This window comes from uncultured Pseudophaeobacter sp. (assembly GCA_905479575.1).
GTDB lineage: Bacteria > Pseudomonadota > Alphaproteobacteria > Rhodobacterales > Rhodobacteraceae > Pseudophaeobacter.
The window spans coordinates 160,347-185,680 of the sequence record CAJQNB010000007.1 but is presented as its reverse complement, the minus strand read 5'-3'; the positions used below and the strand labels follow the sequence as shown (position 1 = coordinate 185,680).

At 59.1% G+C, this 25,334-nt stretch carries 23 protein-coding genes; 12 read left to right on the top strand and 11 right to left on the bottom strand.

Translation table 11 applies throughout. From position 1 onward, the window contains the following. Nucleotides 1-255 precede the first annotated feature (255 nt). From QZ268_RS03040 to coxB, 10 genes are all read right to left on the bottom strand, one after another. A complete protein-coding gene (locus QZ268_RS03040; protein ID WP_295447756.1) occupies nucleotides 256-1,686 on the bottom strand; it encodes an FAD-binding oxidoreductase in 1,431 nt (476 codons plus the stop codon). A 318-nt stretch (nucleotides 1,687-2,004) separates the two neighbouring features. Further along, nucleotides 2,005-2,589: a GNAT family protein gene (locus QZ268_RS03035; RefSeq protein WP_295447753.1), complete on the bottom strand. Its 585-nt coding sequence runs from the start codon at nucleotides 2,587-2,589 to the stop codon at nucleotides 2,005-2,007. Next, nucleotides 2,589-3,851: a pitrilysin family protein gene (locus QZ268_RS03030; RefSeq protein WP_295447750.1), complete on the bottom strand. Its 1,263-nt coding sequence runs from the start codon at nucleotides 3,849-3,851 to the stop codon at nucleotides 2,589-2,591. Before QZ268_RS03030 ends, QZ268_RS03035 begins: the two co-directional genes overlap by 1 nt. Nucleotides 3,852-3,864: 13 nt before the next feature. Continuing rightward, on the bottom strand, nucleotides 3,865-5,250 hold the full coding sequence (gene thrC, locus QZ268_RS03025) for a threonine synthase (protein ID WP_295447747.1): 1,386 nt from the start codon (nucleotides 5,248-5,250) through the stop codon (nucleotides 3,865-3,867). 4 nt (nucleotides 5,251-5,254) lie between these two features. Next, the gene (locus tag QZ268_RS03020) at nucleotides 5,255-5,929 is read right to left on the bottom strand and encodes an SURF1 family protein (protein ID WP_295447743.1); all 675 of its coding nucleotides are present in this window, start codon (nucleotides 5,927-5,929) and stop codon (nucleotides 5,255-5,257) included. Between the two features lie 127 nt (nucleotides 5,930-6,056). Next, entirely contained in the window at nucleotides 6,057-6,866 is an 810-nt protein-coding gene (locus QZ268_RS03015; protein WP_295447740.1) for a cytochrome c oxidase subunit 3, read from the bottom strand. 11 nt (nucleotides 6,867-6,877) lie between these two features. Further along, a complete protein-coding gene (locus tag QZ268_RS03010) occupies nucleotides 6,878-7,477 on the bottom strand; it encodes a cytochrome c oxidase assembly protein (protein WP_295447737.1) in 600 nt (199 codons plus the stop codon). Further along, the gene (locus QZ268_RS03005) at nucleotides 7,477-7,641 is read right to left on the bottom strand and encodes a cytochrome C oxidase assembly protein (protein WP_295447734.1); all 165 of its coding nucleotides are present in this window, start codon (nucleotides 7,639-7,641) and stop codon (nucleotides 7,477-7,479) included. Before QZ268_RS03005 ends, QZ268_RS03010 begins: the two co-directional genes overlap by 1 nt. A gap of 1 nt (nucleotide 7,642) precedes the next feature. Continuing rightward, complete coding sequence (gene cyoE / locus QZ268_RS03000; RefSeq protein WP_295447731.1) at nucleotides 7,643-8,584, bottom strand: heme o synthase; 942 nt, start codon at nucleotides 8,582-8,584, stop codon at nucleotides 7,643-7,645. 112 nt (nucleotides 8,585-8,696) lie between these two features. Further along, complete coding sequence (coxB, locus tag QZ268_RS02995) at nucleotides 8,697-9,611, bottom strand: cytochrome c oxidase subunit II (protein WP_295447728.1); 915 nt, start codon at nucleotides 9,609-9,611, stop codon at nucleotides 8,697-8,699. A gap of 197 nt (nucleotides 9,612-9,808) precedes the next feature. Between coxB and tldD the strand changes: the two genes are divergently transcribed. The 6 genes from tldD (at nucleotide 9,809) to QZ268_RS02965 (ending at nucleotide 18,760) form a co-directional block, all read left to right on the top strand. Beyond that, nucleotides 9,809-11,230, top strand: a complete 1,422-nt coding sequence (tldD, locus tag QZ268_RS02990; protein ID WP_295447725.1) for a metalloprotease TldD — start codon at nucleotides 9,809-9,811, stop codon at nucleotides 11,228-11,230. A 374-nt stretch (nucleotides 11,231-11,604) separates the two neighbouring features. Then, nucleotides 11,605-12,870: a DNA-processing protein DprA gene (gene dprA, locus QZ268_RS02985; protein ID WP_295447722.1), complete on the top strand. Its 1,266-nt coding sequence runs from the start codon at nucleotides 11,605-11,607 to the stop codon at nucleotides 12,868-12,870. A 215-nt stretch (nucleotides 12,871-13,085) separates the two neighbouring features. Next, complete coding sequence (topA, locus tag QZ268_RS02980) at nucleotides 13,086-15,806, top strand: type I DNA topoisomerase (protein ID WP_295447719.1); 2,721 nt, start codon at nucleotides 13,086-13,088, stop codon at nucleotides 15,804-15,806. 258 nt (nucleotides 15,807-16,064) lie between these two features. Beyond that, nucleotides 16,065-16,784 (top strand): CoA transferase subunit A, encoded by a 720-nt coding sequence (locus QZ268_RS02975; RefSeq protein WP_295447716.1) that lies wholly within the window; start codon nucleotides 16,065-16,067, stop codon nucleotides 16,782-16,784. 3 nt (nucleotides 16,785-16,787) lie between these two features. Continuing rightward, nucleotides 16,788-17,417, top strand: coding sequence for a 3-oxoacid CoA-transferase subunit B (locus tag QZ268_RS02970; RefSeq protein WP_295447713.1), 630 nt, complete (start codon nucleotides 16,788-16,790; stop codon nucleotides 17,415-17,417). A gap of 308 nt (nucleotides 17,418-17,725) precedes the next feature. Next, nucleotides 17,726-18,760: a fatty acid desaturase gene (locus tag QZ268_RS02965; protein ID WP_295447710.1), complete on the top strand. Its 1,035-nt coding sequence runs from the start codon at nucleotides 17,726-17,728 to the stop codon at nucleotides 18,758-18,760. 154 nt (nucleotides 18,761-18,914) lie between these two features. Here the strand turns inward: QZ268_RS02965 and QZ268_RS02960 are convergent, their stop codons facing one another. After that, nucleotides 18,915-19,781 (bottom strand): lytic transglycosylase domain-containing protein, encoded by an 867-nt coding sequence (locus QZ268_RS02960; RefSeq protein ID WP_295447707.1) that lies wholly within the window; start codon nucleotides 19,779-19,781, stop codon nucleotides 18,915-18,917. A 359-nt stretch (nucleotides 19,782-20,140) separates the two neighbouring features. Between QZ268_RS02960 and QZ268_RS02955 the strand changes: the two genes are divergently transcribed. From QZ268_RS02955 to QZ268_RS02930, 6 genes are all read left to right on the top strand, one after another. Next, complete coding sequence (locus QZ268_RS02955) at nucleotides 20,141-20,338, top strand: hypothetical protein (RefSeq protein WP_295447704.1); 198 nt, start codon at nucleotides 20,141-20,143, stop codon at nucleotides 20,336-20,338. A gap of 102 nt (nucleotides 20,339-20,440) precedes the next feature. After that, the gene (locus tag QZ268_RS02950) at nucleotides 20,441-20,617 is read left to right on the top strand and encodes a hypothetical protein (protein ID WP_169731210.1); all 177 of its coding nucleotides are present in this window, start codon (nucleotides 20,441-20,443) and stop codon (nucleotides 20,615-20,617) included. 109 nt (nucleotides 20,618-20,726) lie between these two features. Further along, nucleotides 20,727-21,587, top strand: coding sequence for a Flp pilus assembly protein CpaB (cpaB, locus tag QZ268_RS02945; RefSeq protein ID WP_295447698.1), 861 nt, complete (start codon nucleotides 20,727-20,729; stop codon nucleotides 21,585-21,587). 281 nt (nucleotides 21,588-21,868) lie between these two features. Continuing rightward, nucleotides 21,869-23,260, top strand: coding sequence for a type II and III secretion system protein family protein (locus QZ268_RS02940; RefSeq protein WP_295447695.1), 1,392 nt, complete (start codon nucleotides 21,869-21,871; stop codon nucleotides 23,258-23,260). Nucleotides 23,261-23,280: 20 nt separating this feature from the next. Next, on the top strand, nucleotides 23,281-23,910 hold the full coding sequence (locus QZ268_RS02935) for an OmpA family protein (RefSeq protein WP_295447692.1): 630 nt from the start codon (nucleotides 23,281-23,283) through the stop codon (nucleotides 23,908-23,910). A gap of 173 nt (nucleotides 23,911-24,083) precedes the next feature. Beyond that, entirely contained in the window at nucleotides 24,084-25,322 is a 1,239-nt protein-coding gene (locus tag QZ268_RS02930; RefSeq protein ID WP_295447689.1) for an AAA family ATPase, read from the top strand. Nucleotides 25,323-25,334 lie beyond the last annotated feature (12 nt).

Below are 25,334 nucleotides of genomic sequence, written 5' to 3'. Positions count from 1 at the left end.
GAATAGGCTGTAGAGCCAGGCACAGTACCGCCCACCGGCACGCCAGTTTACAGCAGCCGGGGGGCTCCCGCCCGTCAGGTCTCCCCTAAAGGGGAAACCTTCCCGTTGGGCATGGCCTTTTTGGCTCAAAGAGCCAAAAAGGCGCGCCGCGCGTCAGCGCGGCGCCGGGCCCAAGCAACCCTTCCTCCGAATAGGAGGGAGCAGGCTGCGCGGGAGGCCCCCCTTTTCTTGTTTCAAGCTGCTGGTTCTCTGGTTTCAAGGCTCCAGTGACGGGAGGACTGCGCCAGGGTTCATGATCCCCCGAGGGTCCAGTGCCTGTTTGATAGCCTGCATCATTGCCAGCTTCACCGGATCACCATAGGACTGCAGGTCGGCAACCTTCATCCGGCCCACGCCATGTTCTGCGCTAAAAGACCCACCCATATCCTGCACCAGCTCATGCACCACGGTTTTCACCGCACCGCGCAGGTCGTCATAGTCGCTGCGCGACCGCCCCTCTGCGGGAAAGACATTGTAGTGCAGGTTGCCATCACCCAAATGACCAAAACAGTTGATGCGCATTTCCCCCTGCCCCAAAGCAGCAATTGCTTCGGCCCCGCGTCGGATAAACTCGGGAATAACCGAGATCGGCACCGAAATGTCGTGACTTGAAATCGACCCAACCAGACGGTTCGCCTCCGGAATTTGCTCGCGGACCGCCCAGAGTGCCTGAGCCTGCGCTTTTGACTGCGCAATCACCCCATCCTCAGCCAATCCAGCCTCAACCGCAGCTTCAAACAGATCGGACAAGGCAGCAACCGGATCCTGTCCACGGGCCAGCCCCAGATCAATCAGAACCGACCATTGCGGCGCTTGGGCAAAGGGTTGGCGCAGCTGCGGCAGGTGCTGAGCAAGAAACGCCAGCCCTTGCCGGTGCATCAGCTCAAAGGCGCTCACCGCCTCACCCAGTTGGTCCCGCGCCAATGCCAGCAGCGCGATTGCCGCCTCTGGCGACGGCACCACAAACAGAGCCACACCCTGATGGGCGGGGATCGGCGACAGCTTGAGCGCCGCAGCCGTGATCACCCCCAGAGTGCCCTCGGAACCGATCAAAAGGTTGCGCAGGTCATAGCCGGTATTGTCCTTGCGCAGTCGGGTCAGCCCGTTCCAAATCTCGCCACTTGGCAAAACAGCCTCCAGCCCCAGGCACAGGTCACGGGCATTGCCATAGCGCAGCACGTTCACCCCGCCCGCATTGGTGGCCAGGTTGCCACCAATGCGGGCGGTGCCCTCCGCCGCCAAGGACAATGGAAACAGCCGCTCCTGCTCTAGAGCAGCCTGCTGTACATCAGCCAAAATAGCGCCGGCTTCTGCCAGGATAACGTTTTCCTGTGGATATACAGCACGGATCCGGGACATGCGTTCCAGTGAGATCACTAGGGGCGCTGCCCCCTCCGGCTTCACCTGGCCGCCAACCAACCCGGTGCCGCCCCCGTAGGGCACCACCGGCACACGGGCGGCGTTGGCAGCGCGCAACAGCCTTGCCACCTCTGCGGTGCTGTTTGGTTTGGCCAATAGCCCCGCCTGTCCCTGGTAGCGCCCGCGCGGCTCCTCCAGGTATCTCGGCGCGCAGGGGCCTAACACCCCCTCGGGCAAGGAAGCGGTCAGGCTGGCGGCGAAGGCGGCATCTGCAGGTGAATAGCTCATGCCCCTGCATCTCCAATCCCAGCCCCCGTGGCAAGCTTTTCTCGCCGACCTATCCCGGTTAAGAAGCAGATCATCGGTTTGAAAAACGCCAAAATGCGCCACGGGGTGCCAGACTGATTACCACTCAGGCTGCCAGTCTGCTGGCACTGGGAGCACCCGCGCCGCGCGCTTGCGCGGCGCCGGGCCCAACGCTTATGTGACAGACCCGGGCCGTCAGGCAGGGGGCTATCGCAAAAGGGCGGGAGCCCCCCCCCCTTTTATCCGCAATCAGGTCTGATAAGATACCCAGCCAATATCTTCCCCCATCGGTAAGAGCAGCTACCCCGCCTGTGTGCGGCCCCGACGGTCATGGCGCAGAGCGGCATATAGAACATGGGTGCGCCAGCGTCCGGCAATTTGCAGATAGGACTGGGCAACACCTTCGTATTTGAACCCGGATTTTTCCAACAACCCGCGTGAGGCGGCATTTTCCGGCAGGCAGGCCGCCTCAATCCGGCTGAGATCCAGCTTGCCGTAGGCGTAGTGCACCACGGTGCCAATGGCCTCGCGCATATAGCCCTGACGCCCAAAGGGCTGACCGGTCCAGTACCCCAGCGTGCCGGCCATGGCCGGGCCGCGGCGGATATTGTCCAGGGTAATGGCACCAACGATCACCTGATCCTCGCGCCGGATCAGAAACAGCGGTAGCGCCGTCCCCCCAGAAACCGAGCGCTGCGCCCAGTACACCCGGTTGGTAAAGCTCTTGCGGCCCAGATGATCGGGCGCCCAGGCGGGCTCCCAGGGGGTCAGGTAGTCGCGGCTTTGCAAGCGCAGCGCCGCCCAGGCCTGGAAATCGGAATGTACCGGTGGGCGCAGCGTCAGCCGCTCGGTCTCAAGTCGAAGTTTGCGACGGCTCAGCAGCATCAGGCAACACGGCGCTCCTGCAGCGCGGCGAGGCTGGGGGCGCCCTCAACAGGCCCATAGAGCGCCATCGCCGCCGGGGCGCGTACCGCAAGCTGTTCGGCCATGGCGCGCACATCGGCAGTGCTGACGGCATCAATCAGTTTCACCGTCTCCTCCAGCGCAGGCACCCGGTCCCAGATCTGTACCAGACGTGCCAGACGTTCGGCGCGGTTGGTGGGGCTCTCCAGCCCCATCAGCATACCTGCCTTCATCTGCGCCCGGGCCCGCTCCACCTCGGCATCCGACATGTCTATTGCGGCGCGCTTCATCTCATCCACAGTGATATGGGCGAGTTCCTCGACCTGATCCGCAGAGGTGCCGGCATAGATCGTGGTGCTGCCGGTATCGGCATGGGCGCCAGCCTGGGCAAAGATGGTATAACAAAGCCCGCGTTTTTCCCGCACTTCCTGAAACAGGCGGCTGGACATACCACCGCCCATGACGGCCGAATAGATCTGCGCCGTATATATGGCGTCATCGCGGTAGCCTGGGCTTTCAAAGGACAGGGCAAAATGCGCCTGCTCCAGATCCTTGGTGTGACGGGCCTCACCGCCGGTGAACTGCGCAGGCTCCATCACCAGCGCTGGCCGCGCCGTCATGTCGCCAAACAGATCCTCCGCCAGTTTGACCAGTGCGTCGTGATCCACCGCGCCGGCTGCTGACAAGATCATCTGGCCCGGGCCATAATGTTCCGAGACAAACTGTGTCAGATCCTCGCGGGTGAAGGCGCTGACCCGTTCAGCCGGGCCCAGAATGGTGCGGCCCAGCGGCTGGTCGTGATAGCTTTCTTCCTGCAGCCAATCAAAAATCACATCGTCCGGCGTATCCAGCGCCTGGCCGATCTCTTGCAGGATGACGCCACGCTCCACCTCGATCTCGCGCGGGTCAAACACCGGATTGCGCAGAATATCTGCCAGCACGTCCAGCGCCAGCGGCACATCATCCTTGAGCACCCGCGCGTAATAGGCAGTCACCTCGCGCGAGGTATAGGCGTTGATATAACCGCCCACATCCTCCACCGCCTCGGCGATCTGCAAGGCGCTGCGCCGCTTGGTGCCCTTGAACGCCATATGCTCGAGAAAATGCGCAATGCCGTTCTGCTCGAGGCGTTCATTGCGGCCACCGGCGGTCACCCAGATGCCGATCGAGGCCGATTGCAGACCCGGCATGGCCTCGGTGACGATGCGAAAGCCATTGGCGAGATGGTGCTGTTGGACGCTCACTGAATAGATCTCATTATGCGATATTCTTTCTGATGTGGTCTTCGATGGCCGCCAGATCATTGTCGATCCGGCTCAGCCGTTCCTCACGCTCATACAGATCCGCCATACGGTCCGGCAAGTCCGGATATTGACCAGAGGCCTTTTCCACCGCTGCCGGGAATTTTGCCGGATGCGCTGTCGCCAGGGTGATCATAGGCACATCAGCCGCCCGTTGCTCTGCTGCGACCTTTACCGCAACCGCGCCATGGGGGCACAACAACTCACCCGAGGCCGCAAGCTCGGATTTGATGGTCGCCAGGGTTTCCTCCTCCGAGGCACGGCCCGATTTATAGGTTTCCGACAGGGCCTGCATGGCCCCTTGGCTGACCTCAAAACCGCCGTTCTTCAGCTCCTCCATCAGCTGCGCTACAGCGCTGGCGTCTTTGTCATAGGCAAAATAGAGCGCCCGTTCAAAGTTGGACGAGACCTGGATATCCATTGAGGGCGAAATCGACGGGACGGTATCGCCCTTGTGGTAGCCCTGACCTTCGAGACAGCGGTGCAGAATGTCGTTTTGGTTGGTGGCCACCACCAGATCCTTGATTGGCAGGCCCATCTGTTTGGCAATGTAGCCTGCAAAGATATCGCCAAAGTTACCGGTGGGCACGGTAAAGCTCACCTCCCGTTCCGGTGCCCCAAGGCTGACAGCGGAGGAGAAGTAATAGACCACCTGCGCCAGCACCCGCGCGATATTGATCGAATTCACCCCGGCGAGTTTCACCCCGTCGCGGAACTCAAAGTCGTTGAACATGTCTTTGACCCGGGCCTGGCAATCATCAAAGTCACCCTCCAGCGCCAGCGCATGTACGTTCTGATCCGCAGGCGTGGTCATCTGGCGGCGCTGCACTTCGGACACCCGGCCATGGGGGTACAGGATAAAGACATCCACGTTGCTGAGCCCGCGAAAGGCCTCCATCGCGGCGGATCCAGTATCGCCAGAGGTGGCGCCGGCAATGGTGACGCGATCGTTGCGGCGCTGCAGTGCCACCTGAAACAGCTGGCCAATCAGCTGCATGGCAAAGTCTTTGAAGGCCAGCGTCGGCCCGTGGAACAGTTCCAACAGGAAGTGGTTTGGCGCCAGCTGTTTCAGCGGCGCGCGGGCGGCGTGGTTGAACCCGGCATAGGCGCGTTCGATGATGCCACGAAATTCTTCGTCGGTGAAACAATCGCCCAGAAAGGGCTTCATCACCCGAAAGGCGGTTTCCTCATAGGACAGGCCGGACAGGGCAGCGATCTCATCCCGGCTGAGGGTTGGGATCTCGGCGGGCACATACAGCCCCCCGTCACGGGCGAGACCGGTCAGCATGGCCTCTTCAAATGTCAGCTCGGGCGCCTGCCCACGGGTAGAGATATATTTCATCGCTTCAGCCTTCGGATTTGGCGCGCGAACGCCATAGAAAAGAGGCAGTCATCGCGGCCCAGATAAAGGCCAGCGAAAACCAGGTGATCGCATATTGCAAGTGGTTGTTCGGAATGCCCTCAGCCGTCACAGCCTGTGGTGTCACGGCTGTTTCGGGCGTGATACTGCGGGCAACAATCAAAACCGGCTCGGTGCCCAGTTGTTCGGCCATATAGGCAAGGTCACGTGCATAAAGGATATTGGTATCGACTTCCGGCGCCGGCGTGGACCAGTCGCCCTCATCCGGCCACAGAAGGTTCCCCGTCACCAAAACCGCTGCGGAACTGCGGCGGGTATCCTTGTCAGCCGCCGGAACAAAGCCCTGATCCAGAAGCAGACGGCGTCCATCGCCTGTTTCCAGGGCAGAGATCACACGATAGCCCGTTTCGGCCTCTTTGGTGACCCAGAAGACGTGCAGTTCCTGCGTCCCCAGCTCCCCTGCGGCGGTGACGGCACGGTAGCGGTCTTGTGCTTCGGATGGCGTCAGTGGGACATCCACAGGCGCCGCTGCGATGCGGGTCTGAATGACCTCCAATAGATCCGCTTTCCAAGCCAGACGCTGCACCTGCCAGGAGCCCAGTCCCAGCAGGATCGCCAGTCCAAGCCCGCCAATGGCGGAAAGGAAAATCAGTCGCTGCATGTCAGTTCCGTTGCCACAAAAAACAGCGCATGAGTTGCCCCATGCGCTGTGCTTGATACGGTCTGTTGCGTCGTTTTGAAACCTCAAACATGTACCCGGTACATTCCACCGGGCACTGGATTGATGATTACAAGCCCGAGGTGCCCCAGACATAGACTGCGAAGAACAGGAACAGCCAGACAACGTCCACGAAGTGCCAGTACCAGGCTGCGGCCTCAAAACCGACGTGCTGCTCGGGGGTGAAATCACCCTTCATCGCACGGATCAGGCACACAATCAGGAAGATGGTGCCCAACAGGACGTGGAAGCCGTGGAAGCCAGTTGCCATGAAGAAGTTGGAGTAGAACTCATCACCGCCAAACTGCCAGCCTTCGTGCAGCAGGTGGGCGTATTCGTAGCCCTGCAGGAAGGTGAAGAAAATGCCAAGCACGATACCAATGGACAGGCCCTGGATCAGCGCCTTGCGGTCATTGTTGTGCACCAGCGCGTGGTGCGCCCAGGTGACAGCACAGCCCGACAGCAGCAGCACAAGCGTGTTGATCAAAGGCAGGTGGAACGGGTCCACCCCGTAGATCTCTGGCTTGGCATATTCGGTGCCAAAGTATTCTTCCATTGGGTACATGGCGTGTTTGAAGAACGACCAGAACCACGCGAAGAAGAACATCACTTCGGACATCACGAAGAGAATGAAACCGTAGCGCAGCCCGATGCGGACCACTGGGGCGTGATCGCCCTGGCGGGCCTCGACGACCATCTGGGACCACCAGTCAAAGCTGACATAGAGCACCATGACGAGACCGCCCCAGAACATCCAGGCCGTGATACCCTGCATCCACAGAACAGCACCAAAGAGCATGATGAAACCACCAGCAGCTGCCAGAAACGGCAGAATTGATGGAGGCAAAATATGAAAATCGTGATTTTTAGCGTGTGCCATTTAAGTGTCCCTCACCCGTCGGCCTGGTTCGTAGTAAGATCTGCCCCGGTGTTGTCCCCGGTATCGAGGGCGGCATAGCCCTCGGGCAGATCGATTTCATAAAACGTGTACGAAAGCGTTATCGTATGCACGAATTTCCCGTCCCGGTCGGTAACGATTTCCGGGTCGACAAAGAAGGTCACGGGCATTTCCACCCGCTCCCCTGGTTGCAGCACCTGCTCGGTAAAGCAGAAGCAGTCGATTTTTTCAAAGAACGCGCCTGCGGAATAGGGCGTCACATTGTAAGAGGCCTGGCCGGCAATGGGCCGGTCCGTTGGATTGTAGGCCTCGTAGAAGGCCAGACCAGTATCACCGATCTGGATTTCCATTTCCCGCTGCACGGGTTTGAATTCCCAGGCAAAGTCGCGTTCTTTGGAACCGTCAAACCGTATGGTGACCGTCTTATCCAGAACCGTATCAGAGCCGCGCTCGGCCACGCCAGTGACGCCACCAAAGCCGGTGACCCGGCAGAACCAGTCGTAAAACGGCACCGAGGCCCAGGACAATGCGCCCATGGTGACGACAACACCCACCAGCTGCAAAACTGTTTTTTGTGGCCCCTGCAGCGCCATCAGTTTTGCTCACTTTGTGTCTGCGGGAACTGGAACCCGTTCGAGGTCACCTTGACGATGGTCAAGGCCAGCACCAGCACCACAAAGCTGCCCAGCAACAGGCCAACGCCCATATTGCGACCAAAACGGCGTTTGTGCAGGTCGTGTTCTTTGTTCAAAGCCATCTTACCAGCCTCCCAATCCATAGGGTTTCAGCGATGCTTCTACCAAGATGGCGCCAAAATGCAGGAAAAGATACAGCAGCGACAGCTTGAAGAACCTGCGCTCCGCCTTGAAGTTATCCTCTTCCGAATTGGTTTCATCGCGGCGGAAAATCTTCCAGGCGCCGAGCAGGAACAAGGCATTCATGACAACAGCGACGGCAAGGTAAATCGGCCCGCCGATGCCAGAAAAGGATGTTCCAATGGCCAGAATGGCCAGCAGGATCGTATAGACCAGGATATGAACCCGGGTGGCGCGGCGGCCATGGGTCACGGTCAGCATCGGCACGCCCGCATCATCGTAATCCGAGCGCATGAACAGGGCCAGGGCCCAGAAATGCGGCGGCGTCCACATGAAGGTCAGGGCAAACATCAGCCAGGGCTCAACCGACATGGTGCCGGTGGCGGCAATCCAGCCGATCACCGGGGGGAACGCCCCCGCGGCACCGCCAATAACGATGTTCTGTGGCGTCGCCCGCTTCAGCCACATGGTGTAGACCACCACATAAAAGAAGATGGTAAAGGCCAGGAAAGCGCCGGCAAAGACATTTGTCGCCAGCGCCAGCATGATCACCGACATGCCCGATAGTGCCAGCCCCAGGCTCAGCGCCTCGCCTGCCTCGACCTTGCCGGCGGGAATGGGGCGCGATTTGGTGCGCTTCATCACCTGGTCGATGTCGGCGTCCCACCACATGTTCAGCGCCCCGGAGGCGCCGCCGCCGATAGCGATGAACAATACGGCACAAAAGCCAATCACCGGATGCACGCCGACAGGGGCCGCCAACAGGCCAACAAAGGCCGTAAAGACAACCAGTGACATCACCCGCGGCTTGAGCAGGGCGAAATAATCGCCAAAGCTGGCCTCGTCTTCACGGGGAGTGCTGGCGTTGATGCTTGCGTCGCTCATCATAGACCCTTTTGCCGACCAGAAATGCGCAGAACCCTGCGCATTTCTCTGGTTTCAAACCCCTTCCGGGCGCCCTTCAGCGCGCCGGGGGAGCAGATTGGTGAGGCGTGCCTCAGTTGGAAGCAACCTGATAAGACTGGGGCAGACCGGCGTATTCGTCGATCGCACCTTGCAGCCACGCGTCATAGGCCTCTTGGCTGACCACTTTCACAGTGATCGGCATATAGGCGTGGTCCTTGCCGCACAGCTCGGAACACTGACCAAAGTAGATACCTTCCTTGTCCGCTTTGAACCACAGCTCGGCCAGACGGCCAGGAACCGCATCCTGTTTTACGCCAAAGGCGGGAATGGTCCAGGAGTGGATCACATCGGCACCGGTCACCTGCATCACGATGGTTTTGCCAACCGGCACAACAACCGAAGTATCTGTGGCCAGCAGGAATTCATCTTCGTTGAAACCCGCATCCACCAGCTTGGCGCGCATCGCATCGTCCAAAACAAATGGGGTCACATCGGCATCTGCTGCGCGGACTGTTTCATCCAATGTCGAGGGGTTGCCCAACATGTAGCTTTCAAACCCAAAGCCGTGGTCGACATACTCATAGCCCCAGTACCACTGATAGCCTGTCACCTTGATGGTAACGTCGCCTTTTGGGATTTCCTGTTGGCGGAACAGTTCGGGCAAGGAGAAGGAACCGATGAAAACCAAAACCAGGATTGGGATCAGCGTCCAGGCGATTTCGATAGGTGTGTGGTGGGTAAAGGCGGCAGGTGTTGGATTGGCGCGACGGTTGAACCGTACAATCGCATACAGCAGCAAACCCGCAACAAAAACGCAGACCACGGTGATGATGACAAGAATCATCCAGTCGAGTTTGTGGATACCCTCCGCCAGTTCAGTCCCCGCTGGCTGGAAGTTCAGGCCGCCGTTGGTTGGCTTGCCAATTGTTTCTAGTGCTTCTTGCGCCATGGCTGGAAGACTGGAAAGGCCAGCAAAAAGGCCCGAAAGCATCAAAGCATTCTTCATATCATGTCCTGATCGTTTGTGATCGATTTATTCTTACAGCCGATTGCGCCCCATGGAGAGTTGATTCCACAAATCGCGCTCGTACCCGTTGTCTTTGATGCTGCTTAAAATCATATTCAGGCGTACAGATAAAGAGGCAGGCGAGCGTCAAAGCGTCGCTTTCTTGATTTAGATCAAAAAAACCTGAGGTCCGTGACATGGAAAACCCAGCCTTTCGACCCTTTGAAACCCTCCTCCCCGAGGATGAGGCCCTGCCAATCCTGCGCGAAACCCTTGCAGGCGCCGAAGATGGAGAGATATTTGCCGAGCGTCACAAATCAGAGGCCCTGATGTTTGACGATGGTCGCCTGCGCAGCGCCAGCTATGATGCCTCCGAAGGGTTTGGCCTGCGGGCGGTCAACGGCGAGGTGGCCGGATACGCCCATTCCACCGAGGTTTCCATTGCCGCCCTGAAACGGGCGGCACAAACCGCGCGACTGGCCGTGGGGGACGGCGGCGGCACCTATGCAGATGCCCCACAGGCGACCAACAAAAGGCTTTATACCGATGCTGATCCAATTGGCGATCTGCCCTTCCCCGTCAAGGTCGAGACCCTGCGCGAGATTGATGCCTATGCCCGTGATCTAGATCAAAGAGTGGTGCAGGTCTCCGCCTCGATTGCCGCCTCGCTGCAGGAAATCGAAATCCTGCGCGCCGATGGGGTGCGGGTGCGCGACACCCGGCCGATGACCCGGCTGAATGTGTCGGTGATTGTCGAACAGGACGGGCGGCGCGAAAGCGGATCGGCCGGCGGCGGAGGCCGTGTCGGGCTGGACGGGCTGATAGATCCCGCCGCCTGGGCCGACAAGGCCAAAGAGGCACTGCGCATTGCCCTGGTCAACCTGGAGGCGATCCCCGCCCCGGCGGGCGCCATGGAGGTGGTGCTTGGGCCCGGTTGGCCCGGCATTTTGCTGCACGAAGCCATTGGTCACGGGCTGGAAGGCGATTTCAACCGCAAGGGCAGCTCTGCCTTTGCCGGGCTGATGGGGCAACGCATTGCCGCCCCCGGCGTTACTGTGCTGGATGATGGCACCATCGCGGACCGGCGTGGCTCGATCACCGTGGATGACGAAGGCACCCCATCACAAAAGAACACCCTGATCGAAGACGGCATTCTGGTGGGCTTTATGCAGGACCGCCAGAACGCCCGTCTTATGGGGGTTGAGCCAACCGGCAACGGGCGACGCCAAAGCTACGCCCACGCGCCAATGCCCAGGATGACCAACACCTATATGCTGGGCGGCGAAACAGACCCCGCCGATCTGGTTGCCGGCGTCAAAGACGGCATCTGGGCCGTTGGGTTTGGTGGCGGCCAAGTTGATATTACCAATGGCAAATTTGTCTTTTCCTGCACCGAAGCCTACCGGGTGGAGAACGGCAAGGTGGGCGCCCCGGTCAAAGGCGCCACGCTTATTGGCGATGGCGCCACCGCGCTGAAACAAATCCGGGCACTGGGCAATGACATGCAGCTGGACCCGGGTATGGGCAACTGCGGCAAGGCCGGACAATGGGTGCCGGTTGGCGTGGGGCAACCCAGCGTGCTGATGGATGGGCTGACGGTTGGCGGTTCGGCAACTTGAGATCACGCGCCGTGCTTTACGGCAGGCGACTTTCTCAACCCCAGCCCGCCGCTCGCAAAGGCCAAAACCCGCCCCCTAAAGGACGGCAAAAACCCATCATAAATCGCGAGGATACGCGGGCTCTTTACCAAAAACGCGGCCGATCTGGGCGCGTTTTTTTGGAATTTTTGCGGGCTATTACAAGGAAAAACAGGCAAGCTGGCGCCAGAAGCACGAATCTTTACTGTTAGTTTTCAATGCCCTGCAAAGGGTTTTCGTAGGATCTCTAAAAATCACGCTCAGGTTGTCGAAAATCTTTGGATAATTTTCAAATATTCACCGCCTGTTAACTGTTTCTAGGGTATCCCTTTAACTGCAAATAGGCGGAGCGACGGATGACCGAGGAAGCACATTCTTCCACTCACCCCCCACTCCCACCCACCACGGAAGATAGCTGGTTTTCCAAGCTCCGCCTTTTGCGCTCTCGACGCGTAGGCCCGGTGACGTTTCACCGCCTCCTCGCAGAGCATGGTTCAGCGCAGAACGCGCTGGATGCGTTGCCAAAAATGGCACGTGCCGCCGGAATGTCAGGATATGAAATATGCCCTGCAAGTGCGGTCACCGCAGAAGTAAACGCCGCAAAAGCCGCCAAAGCGCGGCTTTTGTGCTTTGATGCTCCGCTCTACCCCCCTGCCCTCTCGCAGCTCAGCTCAGCGCCACCGCTGCTCTGGGCGATTGGCGATTTGCAGCATCTGACCCGACCAATGATTGCCGTGGTCGGCGCCCGCAATGCCTCCTCTTTGGGGACCCGCATGGCCCGTAGCCTGGCCCGGGATCTGGGTACAGCGGGATTTACCGTGGTGTCAGGTCTGGCGCGGGGCGTGGATACTGCGGCCCATCTTGCCAGCCTGGAAACCGGCACCATTGCCGTTCTGGCCGGGGGCTGTGATGTGATTTATCCCTCGCAAAATACCGACCTGGCCCAAAATATCGCCCACAAGGGCCTGATCCTGTCAGAACAACCCATGCAGCGCACACCCCAGGCCCGTGATTTTCCCAAACGCAACCGCATCATTGCCGGTCTCGCCCAGGCCGTCATCGTGGTAGAGGCCGCCGGTCGATCCGGCAGCCTGATCACCGCCCGTGACGCGCTGGATCTGGGGCGCGAGGTCATGGCGGTCCCCGGTCACCCCTTTGACGCCCGCGCATTTGGCTGCAATGCTCTGATCCGCGACGGCGCGGTACTGGTGCGCAACGCCGAAGATGTCATTGCAGCGCTGCCCCCGATGCCATCTGCGGCAACTGGCAGCGTGTCAACCGCTGCACCACCCGCGCCTGAGGTCTCCAAACCCGCGGCATCTGGCCGCAAGGAGACTGTGACAGAAAAACTGACGCAGCTTTCGGCCCTGACCCAGGCTCTGGCAGGGGTGCCGACGCCGCCGCCGGAAAAGCGCAGCCTGAAAGAAACCGCGGCCTTGCATCAGATGATTCTGGCCGGCCTCGGCCCCAGCCCGACGGCTTCCGACCAGTTGATGCGCGATCTGGAGCTGACACCGCAGGCTTTCACTCCGGCGCTGACCGAACTGGAGCTGGAGGGCAAGATCAGCCGTATTCCCGGCGGCCTGCTCACCCGGCGCAACCGCGGGGACAAGAGTGGATAGCCTGCCCCGCAACACCCGCCCGCCCCGTGTCTTTGCGCCCCCCGAGAGGTGCGAAAAATCACCCCAAACATGACGTGGATCAGGTCAGAAAACGCCCCTGACAGCAGTCACTCCTCCTGCGTCCAATGCTCTCTCATTGACATTCTCCCCTTGCGCCGCTGAACTTGCGCAGCCATAGAACGCCCGTTAGTGCACTTAAGAGGCCAAAGAATTACATGCCAGTTGTTGTTGTCGAATCCCCGGCCAAAGCCAAAACAATCAATAAGTATCTGGGGTCAGACTATACCGTTCTGGCCTCTTATGGCCATGTGCGCGACCTGCCCGCCAAAAACGGATCGGTCGATACCGACAACGAATTTGAGATGACATGGGAGATCGGCAACGACAGCCGCAAACATGTCAAAGCCATCGCCGATGCGCTGAAAGAAGACAACGAACTGATTCTCGCAACTGACCCCGATCGCGAAGGCGAGGCGATCAGCTGGCACCTGCAACAGGCGTTGACCAAACGGCGCTCGATCAAAAAGGATACGCCCGTCAGCCGGGTGACCTTTAATGCCATCACCAAAGAGGCCGTGGCCGAGGCCATGCGCAATCCGCGTCAGGTGGATATGCCCCTGGTCGAAGCCTATCTGGCCCGCCGCGCGCTCGATTATCTGGTGGGGTTCAACCTGTCGCCGGTTCTATGGCGCAAACTACCCGGCGCGCGCTCGGCCGGGCGGGTGCAATCGGTCTGCCTGCGCCTGATCGTTGAGCGCGAAATGGAGATCGAGGCGTTTAATCCGCAGGAATACTGGTCGGTCAAAGCCAATATGACCACCCCGCGCGGTCAGGATTTTGAAGCCCGCCTCACGGTACTGGGCGGCGATAAGCTCGACAAATACAGCCTGGCCAATTCCACTGCCGCCGAACTGGCGGTGCAGGCAGTATCCAGCCGCAACATGGTGGCTCAATCGGTAGAGGCCAAGCCCGCCTCCCGCAATCCATCTGCCCCCTTCATGACCTCGACCCTGCAACAAGAAGCCAGCCGCAAATTTGGCATGGGTGCCAAGCAGTGCATGAACGCCGCTCAGCGGCTTTATGAGGCGGGTCTCATCACCTATATGCGAACCGATGGCATCGATATGGCGCCAGAGGCGGTGCAGGCGGCGCGCGATGAAATCAAGACACGCTACGGGGCGGAATATGTTCCCAGCTCCCCGCGCATCTACAAGAACAAGGCCAAGAACGCGCAAGAGGCCCACGAATGTATCCGCCCCACCGAAATGGGCCGCGACGCCAAAAGCCTGAAGGTCTCAGAAGAGGACCAGCGTCGGCTGTATGATCTGATCTGGAAGCGCACCCTGGCCTGCCAGATGGCCGGTGCCCGGCTGGAGCGCACCACGGTTGATCTGGGCTCTGACGATGGCCAGGTGGTGCTGCGCGCCACCGGTCAGGTGATGCTGTTTGACGGCTTCCTCCGGGTTTATGAGGAAGGCCGCGATGACGTGGTCGACGAAGACGACAAGCGCCTGCCGCAGATCATGCAGGGCGAAGCGATGAAGTTCTCCGCCACCATGGGGCCACAGGCCGACAAGGCTGGCAAAGACGCCTCGATCCTGTCGGACAACAAGGCGGTTCTGGGGCTGCAGCACCACACCCAACCACCGCCGCGCTTTACCGAGGCAACCCTGGTCAAACGGATGGAAGAGCTGGGCATTGGTCGCCCCTCTACCTATGCCAGCGTCATCACCACAATTCAGGACCGCGAATATGTCCGCAAGGACAAGAACCGGCTCTACCCCGAAGACAAGGGCCGCATCGTCACCATCTTCCTGCTGAACTTTTTCCGCACCTATGTGGGCTATGAGTTCACCGCCAATCTGGAAGGTGAATTGGATGACGTCAGTGCCGGCGGGCGCGACTACAAAGACATCCTGAGCAAATTCTGGCGCGATTTTTCGGCGGCGATCTCAGAAACTTCGGATCTGCGGATCTCGGAAGTGCTGGATGTGCTGGACGAAACCCTGGCACCACAGCTGTACCCGCCGCGCGAAGACGGCACCGATCCGCGCGTCTGCCCAAAATGCGGCGCCGGCCAGCTGCATCTGAAGACCTCGCGCACCGGTGGCTTTGTCGGCTGCGGCAACTACCCCGAGTGCAACTATACCCGCCCCATTTCGGGTGAGGGCGCCGAGGGCTATGAAAAGGTTCTGGGGGAAGACGACGGTGACGAAATTCATCTCAAGTCCGGTCGCTTTGGCCCCTATGTGCAACGCGGCGAGGCCACGCCCGAGAACAAAAAACCACCGCGCTCATCGCTGCCGAAACAGGGCAAGGAATTCCTGGCCGGCTGGGGCCCAAATGAGGTGACGCTGGAACAGGCTGTTACCCTGCTGACCCTGCCGCGTGAAATTGGCCCCCACCCCGAAGGCGGCGTCATTGCGGCCAATCTGGGCCGGTTTGGCCCCTATATCATGCACCAGCTGCCGGATGAGGAAAAACCCGTTTACGCCAATCTGAAAGAGACACTGGATGTCTTTGAAATCGGCATGAACCGGGCGATGGAGATGATCACCGAGAAGCGCAACAATCCGGGCCGCGGTCGTCGGGCAGCCGCCAAGGCGCTGCGCGAACTGGGCGAACATCCCGACAGCGGCGGCGCCATCCAGATCATGGATGGCCGGTATGGTCCGTATGTGAAGTGGGAAAAGGTCAATGCCACGATCCCGAAAGAGGTCGAGGTGAAGGATGTGACCCTGGAACAGGCGGTGGAGTGGATTGCCGAGAAGGCTGGTAAATCGGGGGCAAAGAAAAAGGCCCCGGCCAAGAAAAAAGCACCTGCCAAAAAAGCGACAGCCAAAAAGCCCGCAGCGAAGAAACCTGCGGCCAAGAAGGCTGCACCAAAGACCGCCGCCGCAAAGGCCACCACGACAAAGGCCACAGACAGCAACTAACCCCTGTCTGTCGGCCCCAAGGTCGCAGTTGGGGGCGCTGCCCCCGGCCCCCTTTTTTTTGGGGGGCCTCCCCCGAGGTATTTTCGGTAAGATGAAACCCAGCCGTTGTAACGCCTGCTGCTGTAGGATGCGGCGGACGGCTCGTTTTGGGACGCCGGGCTGACGGCTCCGTAGTAATACGCGCGCTGATCAGTATTATTGACTCCGCGCCGCCTCGGGGCCAGAACCGGGGCAACTGGCTGTTGATGGGAGAACTCAATGAAGAAGATCTATTCCAGCGCCTCTGAAGCACTTGATGGGTTGCTTCATGACGGCATGTTCATTGCGGCGGGTGGCTTTGGCCTCTGCGGCATTCCCGAGCTGTTGCTCGATGCAATCAAGGAGGCAGGCACCAAGGATCTGACCTTTGCCTCCAACAATGCGGGTGTCGATGATTTTGGCATTGGCATTTTGCTGCAGACCAAACAGGTCAAGAAGATGATCTCTTCTTATGTGGGGGAAAACGCTGAATTTATGCGTCAGTATCTCAGCAATGAGCTGGAGCTGGAATTCAACCCGCAAGGCACCCTGGCTGAGCGCATGCGTGCCGGCGGCGCTGGCATTCCCGGGTTCTACACCAAGACCGGCGTGGGCACCGTGATTGCCGAGGGCAAAGAGCACAAGGATTTCCCCACCGGCGCCGACGGCCAGCCTGAGACCTATATCATGGAAGAGGGCATTTTTGCCGATCTCGCCATCGTAAAGGCCTGGAAAGCTGACGAAACCGGCAATCTGGTGTTCCGCAAAACCGCGCGCAACTTTAACGCGCCTGCTGCCACCTGTGGCAAGGTGTGCATTGTTGAAGTCGAAGAGATCGTGCCCACAGGCAGCCTGGACCCCGACAGCATTCACCTGCCCGGCATCTATGTGCATCGCATCATCAAAGGCGATCACGAGAAACGCATCGAACAGCGCACTGTGCGCCAGAAGGAGGCCTGATCCATGGCATGGGACCGCAATCAAATGGCCGCCCGCGCAGCACAGGAACTGCAGGACGGCTGGTATGTGAACCTCGGCATCGGTATCCCGACCCTGGTCTCCAACTACATCCCCGAAGGTGTCGAAGTGACGCTGCAATCGGAAAACGGCATGCTGGGCATGGGCCCCTTCCCTTTTGACGGAGAAGAGGACGCCGATCTGATCAATGCCGGCAAGCAGACCATCACCGAGCTGCCGCAAACTGCCTATTTTGATTCCGCGCAGAGCTTTGCGATGATCCGCGGCGGCAAGATCGCCATGGCCATCCTGGGCGCGATGGAAGTGGCCGAAAACGGCGATCTGGCAAACTGGATGATCCCGGGCAAGCTGGTCAAAGGCATGGGCGGCGCCATGGACCTGGTGGCTGGCGTTGGCCGCGTTGTGGTGGTCATGGATCACACCAACAAACATGGCGACAGCAAGGTGCTGAAAAGCTGCACCCTGCCCCTGACCGGTCAGAAAGTTGTCGACCGCATCATCACCAATCTTGGTGTGCTGGATGTGGTTGAAGGCGGCTTGAAAATCGTTGAATGCGCCGATGGTGTCTCTGAGGAAGAGCTGCGCGCCGCCACCCAGGCCACCATCGTCAACTAAACCCAAAGGGTCTGTCATTCCGCGCTTTGGTGAGGGACCGCTTTGTTAGAAAGGGCTCGTCTCATTTTGAGATGAGCCCTTTTCGATTCTCGACAGGACCTAAAGGCGAGGATGCTGGCGCAAAACCTGACCTTGACGTAAGGCAAGGGGTCTTTGGAGCAGAGCAGAAAAAATGCTGGGTATGTCGTTTTTAATGCGCCTTTTTCGACGGCATAAAGTCGCTGTGAACACATTGCGGGCAAAATTAACTTGCCAAGCGACACAGGTAGTTTATCCGAAGGCACATATTCAAAAAACACGGCAGGCGCATGACAAACTCCAATGACCTTCCCAAACCGCAGTCTCCCGAGCGGTCTTCGCGCGATTGGGTGAAGATTTTGGCAAAATATCGCGAGCCCAACGAGCTGCGCAGCGGCTTTGAACTAGGGGTCAGCGCGATACCGTTCTTCCTGCTTTGGGCGCTGGCGTGGTGGGCTTTGTCATACAGCTACTGGCTGGCTTTTGCGATCTCGGTGGTAAATGCTGCCTTTTTGCTGCGCCTGTTCACAATCCAACACGACTGCGGCCATGGTGCCTTTTTCAAAAATCGACAGTTGAGCGACTGGGTTGGCCGCATCTTGGGAGTTTTGACCCTCACCCCCTATGATGTCTGGCGCCGCACCCATTCTGAGCACCACAGCGCTGCGGGCAATCTCGACAAGCGTGGCATGGGGGATGTGCACACCCTCACCGTGGCGGAGTATCAGGCGCTGTCGCCTTTTGGTAAGTTGCACTACCGGGTCTATCGCAGCCCGTTCACACTGTTTGGCCTGGGGCCAAGCTACCTGTTCCTTCTGCAAAACCGCATCCCGCTGGGTCTGATGAACAGCCTGCGCTATTGGACCAGTGCCATGGGCACCAACCTGGCCATTCTGGCGGCTCTGGGCGCGATCTGGTACTTTGGCGGCCTGTTGCCGCTGTTGCTGATCTTCCTGCCCTCGACCATTCTGGCGGCCACCGCAGGTGTCTGGCTGTTCTATGTGCAGCACCAGTTTGAAACCACCCACTGGGAAAACGCCGGCGATTGGCAGCTGCATGATGCCGCGCTCAATGGCAGCTCTTACTATGTCCTGCCAGCGGTCTTGCAATGGTTCACGGCCAATATTGGCATTCACCAGGTCCATCATCTCTATAGCCGTATCCCCTTTTACCGTCTCACCGAGGTGATTAAGGATCATTCCGAGCTGGCGATGAAAAACCGGCTGACCATCCGCGAAAGCCTGGCCTGCGCTCGCCTGCATTTGTGGGATGAAAACAGCAAACGCCTGCTGTCGTTCTCGCAGGCGCGGGCCCTTTACGGGTGAGCGCCCAATCAGATGGCACACCCATCATGCGGGGCCCATGTGGCCCCGTTTTTTGTGGGGCCTTTGTGTATATCAAGACAGCAGGTGATGCCTGCCTGTGCGACAGATCGCTATGAGATCTGCCGAGGCTCTCTCATCATGTCTAGCCGTCATTTCATTTCACCGATCGAAACACACAGCCATCGCTGATCAGCTCTGGCGGTGTCAGGCACAGCGCACGGGCCACTTGATAGGCCGCAAGCACCTTGGGCACATAGTCACGGGTTTCGGCAAAGGGTGGCACGCCTTGATGGGCCCGTACCGCCCCTTCGCCTGCGTTATACCCCGCCAGCGCCAGAACCGCGTCCCCGGAAAATTCGTCAAGCAGCCAATCCAGGTATTGGATGCCGCCACTGATGTTCTGATCCGCCATCAAAGCATCCGACACACCAAAGCGCGCTGCTGTATCCGGCATCAATTGCATCAACCCCTCTGCCCCGGCGCTGCTCACCGCCTCTGCCTTACCTGCGGATTCCACCGCGATTACCGCCAGCACCAGCGCCGGGGACACCTGGCTATCCGCTGAGGCAATCAAGATCGGCACGGCCTGTTCCTGGATGATTTGCTGCATCAGCTGCAAGCCAGGTGCGGAAACCGGGGTTGGTGCGGTCCTGAGCGCCGTTAGCGCCAGCTCCAGGCGATTGTGCGTCGGCTCCCCCGCGATCCCGGTTGGAACCCGCTGCCAGAACCAGCCATAGCGGCCAATCTCCCCCGGTGCGACAGCTGCACTGGCTGCGGTCTGTGGGGCGTCACCGGCCCCGGACACAGGCGCCGACTGCGGTTCCTCGATCTGAATGGTGATCTTTGGCGGCGTGCCGGGCTTGGGCGCAGCAACGCGTCTGGCCTCAAAGCTTGGAAAAGGCTGCGGCACGGCGCTTGGCACGCCCGCATCACTCTGTTGGGCAGCAGTCTCTGCCACCCCAAGGGCCAGAACCAGGGGGGCAATGATAAATGTCACCCCCAATAGAGATCTCTTGGTCATTTTACCGCTCAATACTTAGGCCTTTTTTCCGGCAGACTCACCGATCCCGGCGCAAAAAGCCAGTTTTACCGCCTCAAATCTGGCAGTTTCGCCATATTTGCAGCCTTTCGCCCCAGCAAAGCCCCGAGGGTTGACAAAGAGTAAATTCATAAATCGTTATTTTACAGACGCTTACCTGCGATATTGTCAAAAAGTTAAAATTAGGCAGCGATTTCCAGAATCCGGCCCAATTCCTGCCACGCTCTCCCGGCTATATGTATTCATCCAAGCGACACAGGGTCGGTGAGAGAGAGAGACAGACCCTGAAACGACGTCGCCGGGTAACGCAAAACCTTAGATATCCCTGGAGGGACAATACAATGATCAAATTCATCAAAAACTTCCGCAAAGACGACTCTGGCGCCGTGACCGTTGACTGGGTTGTTCTGACCGCTGCTGTTGCTGCTCTGGCCGGTGCTGCCTACACCGCCATCGAAACTGGTTCGACCAACCTGACCGGTGCCACAAGCGCGTTCCTGATCCAAGAAGGCACCACAGTTGGTGACGCAGGTCAGTAATTGACCAAAGGTCGCTATCTGTAGCGTCTGCAATTTTGGGGCCGCGCCTTTACAAGAAGGACGCGGCCCTTTTCCCGAAGCCAGTTTCGAGCGAGGGGCAAAATGAAAAAGTTTTGGTCATTTATCGCCAGCGACGATGGTGCTGTGACCGTGGATTGGGTGGTATTGACCGCTGCAATCGTCGGTCTCACGGTTTTGATCTCAGATCAGATGCTAAACGGCACAATGGGTTTGGTGAATGCTCTGGTAGCATTTATGTCAAACTGGGACTTCTCCTGATCCAATCGGATCACCGCACCAGTAGGGTGCACGTTGTCACTGAAAGACTATTCAACATGCTGGCTCCGCCCCCGAGGTGGGGTCGGTCCCCACCGTGAAAGGTCACACAATGCGCGCAGTATTTGGATTAGTCCTTATTGTCGGGGTCGCCCTCGCTGGCGGCGCTGTGATGATGGCAAAGAACTACATCTCCGCCTACCAGAACGAACTTGCCCGGGAACGCGCCAATCGTGGCGAAGTGATCCCAACCACAGACGTTTTTGTGGCCAACAGCCAGTTGAAATACGGCGAACGGCTTACCAAAGACCTGGTGCGCAAGGTACGCTGGCCCAGTGAATCTATCCCCGAAGGCGCCTTTACCTCGCTGGAGGCCCTGTTCCCCCCGGCCAATCCTGGCGATCTGCGGGTGGTGTTGCGGACTATGGAAAAGGATGAGGCCCTGCTGAAGGCCAAGCTGACCAATCCAGGCCAGGATGCCGGCATTACTTCGCAGTTGCGCCGTGGCATGCGTGCCTTTGCGATTAGCGTTGATGTGTCCTCAGGTGTGTCTGGCTTCCTGCGTCCTGGCGACCATGTGGATGTCTACTGGACCGGCAGCGTGCAGCATGGAGCAAATCGCGGCGGGCAAGAGATCACCCGGCTTATTGAACCCAGCATCGAATTGATCGCAGTGGACCAAAGCGCCAGCAGCGAAATCAACGGAGCCACAATTGCCCGCACCGTCACCGTTGCGGTGCAGCCAGAACAGGTGGCCGCATTGGCACAGGCCCAGACCACCGGGCGCCTGTCACTGTCTTTGGTTGGCGCCGGTGATGATACGGTGGCTTCGGTTGTCGAAGTGAACCAGCGCAGTCTTCTGGGCCTTGGTGAGCAACTGGCGCCAGCGCCGGTCGAACAAAAACGGGTCTGCACCATCCGCACCCGCCGTGGCGCTGAAGTGGTGGAAATCCCGATCCCCTGCACCAACTAAGGCGCAGCGCAAGAAGCAGTGCCCAAACCAGCGACTTCCGGCCAGATCGTTTAGGCCTGTTGATTTAGGAAGGGCTGTGTTCTCAACCAATTAACCTCCAGCACCGGGCTGTCCTTTGGGATGGCCCGTTTTTTTCTGTTGCCGCTGCCCCACAGGGAAATAGCTGTAACTCTCCGCCAGAAGCCTTTGATTCTTGCAATAATTCGCAAATTGCCGCAGAGTGTAGCCAAACAACGGGCAAAAAGACCCGAAAATGAGGCGTGATCGGAAAGGCAGGTCACATGAGAATTCGTGGATTTATGGCGGCAGCTCTCACTGGGCTATCGTTGCTCTGTATGGCTGTGCCAGAGGCGTCTCTGGCCAATGGGTTGCGCGTGGTCAAACGCGGCGTCTCTGTTACTTTGGATGTGCCGATGAACCGCGCCGTGGTGGTCGAAAGCGATGACCCCTTTGCCGAGCTGAGCATTGCCAACCCCAATATCGCCGATATCTCTTCGCTGTCCGACCGCACCATCTATGTGCTGGGAAAATCCCCCGGTCTGACCACCCTGACCCTGCTGGATGCCTCGGGCAAGCTGATCACCAATGTAAATGTACGGGTGGCTGCAGATGTCTCGGAGTTCAAACAACGCCTCCGCCAGATCCTGCCGGGTGAACAAATCGAAGTGCGCACCGCAAACGACGGGATCGTTCTGTCCGGCAATGTCTCCAGTGCGGCGCGTCTGCAACGCGCCCTGGATCTGGCCGAACGTTATGCCCCCGAACGGGTGAGCAACCTGATGAACGTTGGCGGTGTGCAGCAGGTCATGCTGAAGGTGCGTTTTGCCGAAATGCAGCGCTCCGTCTCCAAAGCCCTGCATTCCTCGGTTGCTCTAGGCGGCAGCAGCGGCACCGCCGGAGAAACCGGCCAATGGTTGTTTGGCGACAATGGGCTCGGCAACGCCATCGAAGTCAAAGACGGCATTGCCGGGGCAATTGGCTTTCAATTTGGCGTCGGATCACTTCAGGTTGGACTGTTGCTGGAAGCCCTGGAACGCAAAGGCGTGGTGCGCACCCTGGCCGAGCCGAACCTTTCTGCTCTCTCCGGGCAAGAGGCCAAATTCCTGGCCGGTGGCGAATATCCTATTCCCGTCGCCCAGGAAGGCGGCACCGTCGCAATCGAATTCAAACCCTTTGGTATTGAGTTGAACTTTATTCCAAGGGTCGTGGATGGCGATCTGATCAATCTCGAGCTCAAGGCCGCCGTTTCTGCGGTCGATTCTACCAACACCATCACCGCAAATGGCCTCAATGTCGCTGCGTTTTCGCGCCGCGAAACCTCGACCACTGTTGAGTTACGCGACGGTGAGAGCTTCGCTGTTGCCGGACTGGTGCAGGACGACTTTCTGGATCAGACCTCACAGGTGCCGTGGATTGGCGATGTTCCAGTGCTGGGCGCCCTGTTCCGCAGCGCCGATTATCAGCGCAATCAAACAGAGCTGGTGATTATTGTCAGCGCCCACCTGGTCACCCCCACCCGTGGCGAGGCCCTGAGCCTGCCAACCGACCGCATCAAACCCCCAAGTGAGTCCGAGCTCTTTCTCTTGGGCCGCACGGTTCATTCCCAAAAAGGCCCTGCCAGTGAAGTTGCCAAGCAAGACTTCAACGGCTCTTACGGCTATGTGATGGACTAAAGCAAAGGATGACCGGGAAAATGATCAAAAGCGTAGCGATCCTGGGGCTGTTCCTAAGCGCCACAGCCTGTAGCCACAATCAGGCGGGTGAACCGCTGGACAGCAGCCTGATGGGCGCAGCCACCGCCAATAACACGGCGATGATGCGCGGCGAAGGCGAATATGCCATTCAGCTGGCCGCCCGGTTTGCCGAAGAAGTGCCAACCACTATCAATTTTGGCTTTAATGAGGCCCGCCTGGATGGTGAAGCCCGCGCGGTACTGGATCGCCAAGCGGCATGGATCAAGCAATTCCCCGAAGTCCGCTTCCGGGTCTATGGCCACACGGATGCCGTTGGCGGCAATAGCTACAACAAACGGCTTGGCCTGCGCCGCGCCCGCGCTGCCGTCAATCACCTGGTGAGCCGTGGCATTGATCGCCGCCGCCTGGAGGCCATGGTGTCGCAGGGGGAAAGCCAGCCGCTGATCCTGACCCAGGAACCGGAGCGCCGCAATCGCCGCACCGTCACCGAAGTAAGCGGCTTCCTGAAACGCCACCCTTCGGTGCTGGATGGCAAATATGCGCAGATCGTCTATCGCGACTACGTCGAAAGCGCCGTTGTCCCCACAACACTGACCGCTGAGCAATCTCTGCCCACCGCTGGGGAATAATCTGGCCCTAACGGCCCGCCAAGTTCTTAGAGTTTTAGGAACCCTTAACAATTCCCAATAATTGGGGCTTTTTGGCCCCAATCTCGCCCAGATCTTCACCGACATTGATCCTCAGAAGCAGTCAGGCAATCCGTCGTTTGCCAGACCGCTTTGGAACCAAGAGGATGATGTCGATGAGCGGTGAAATGCCACAAACTGAAACAGCTGCCATTGTTGCCTGCACAATCAGCCGCGACGTGCAGAATTTCGACCTCTTGATTGAAGACATGGAAACAGCACTGGGCGAGGCCTGGGGCGATCTTGGGTTTAACGAAACCCTGGCCTTTTTTGCCCAGCCCGAAGCCGAGACCCTGGAATTTGTCGCCCTGGCAATGGACAGTGAGGATGAAGCCAACCTGGCGCAGATGGGCGAAATCATCACTCAGGCCAAGGCCCGCGACATCAAGGTGATTCTGATCGCCGAGGAAGTCAGCCCCGCCGCCCTGCACACCCTGCTGCGACAGGGAGCTGATGAGTTTATTCCCTATCCGCTGCCAGAGCGCGAATTGCAGGCCGCCATTGACCGGCTCAGCACACCCGAGCCCGAGCCAGCAGCGCAAAACAATCCACATGCTCTGCAACCGGATGCCCGCCGTGAAGGCGCGGTTATCGTCTGTCACGGCTTGGCCGGTGGCACTGGCTCGACCACGCTGGCGGTGAACCTCGCCTGGGAGCTCGCCGAGATGAGCAGCCAAAAGGCGCCTTCGGTTTGCCTGCTGGACTTTGACATGCAGCAGGGGTCGATTTCGACCTATCTCGATCTGCCGCGCCGCGAGGTCGTGATGGAGATGTGGAGCGAAACCGAAGAGATGGATGCCGATATTTTTGGCCAGGCGCTGCTGCCCTTTGAGGAAAAACTGCAGGTTCTGACCGCGCCCAGTGACATGATCCCGCTGGAATTCATCTCAGTGGAAGACATCGAACGCGTAGTGGAAATGGCCCGCAGCCATTTTGATTTTGTCATCATCGACATGCCCCATACGCTGGTGCAGTGGTCGGAAACCATTTTGCAGATGGCCCATGTCTATTTTGCCCTGATCGAGCTGGACATGCGCTCGGCCCAGAACGCCCTGCGCCTGAAACGGGCCCTGCAATCCGAAGGCCTGCCCTTTGACAAACTGCGCTTTGCCCTGAACCGGGCACCAAAATTCACCGACCTCAGCGGCAAAAGCCGGGTCAAACGCATGGCCGAAAGCCTTGGCATCTCGATTGACCTGCAACTGCCCGATGGCGGCAAACCAATCACCCAAAGCTGCGATCACGGGCTACCACTGGCAACATCAAACGCCAAGAACCCCCTGCGCAAGGAAATCGCCAAACTGGCGCGCTCCCTGCACGACCTGGGGGCAAACGAGGCCGAGGCAGCAGCCTAGCCTCTACCGTCC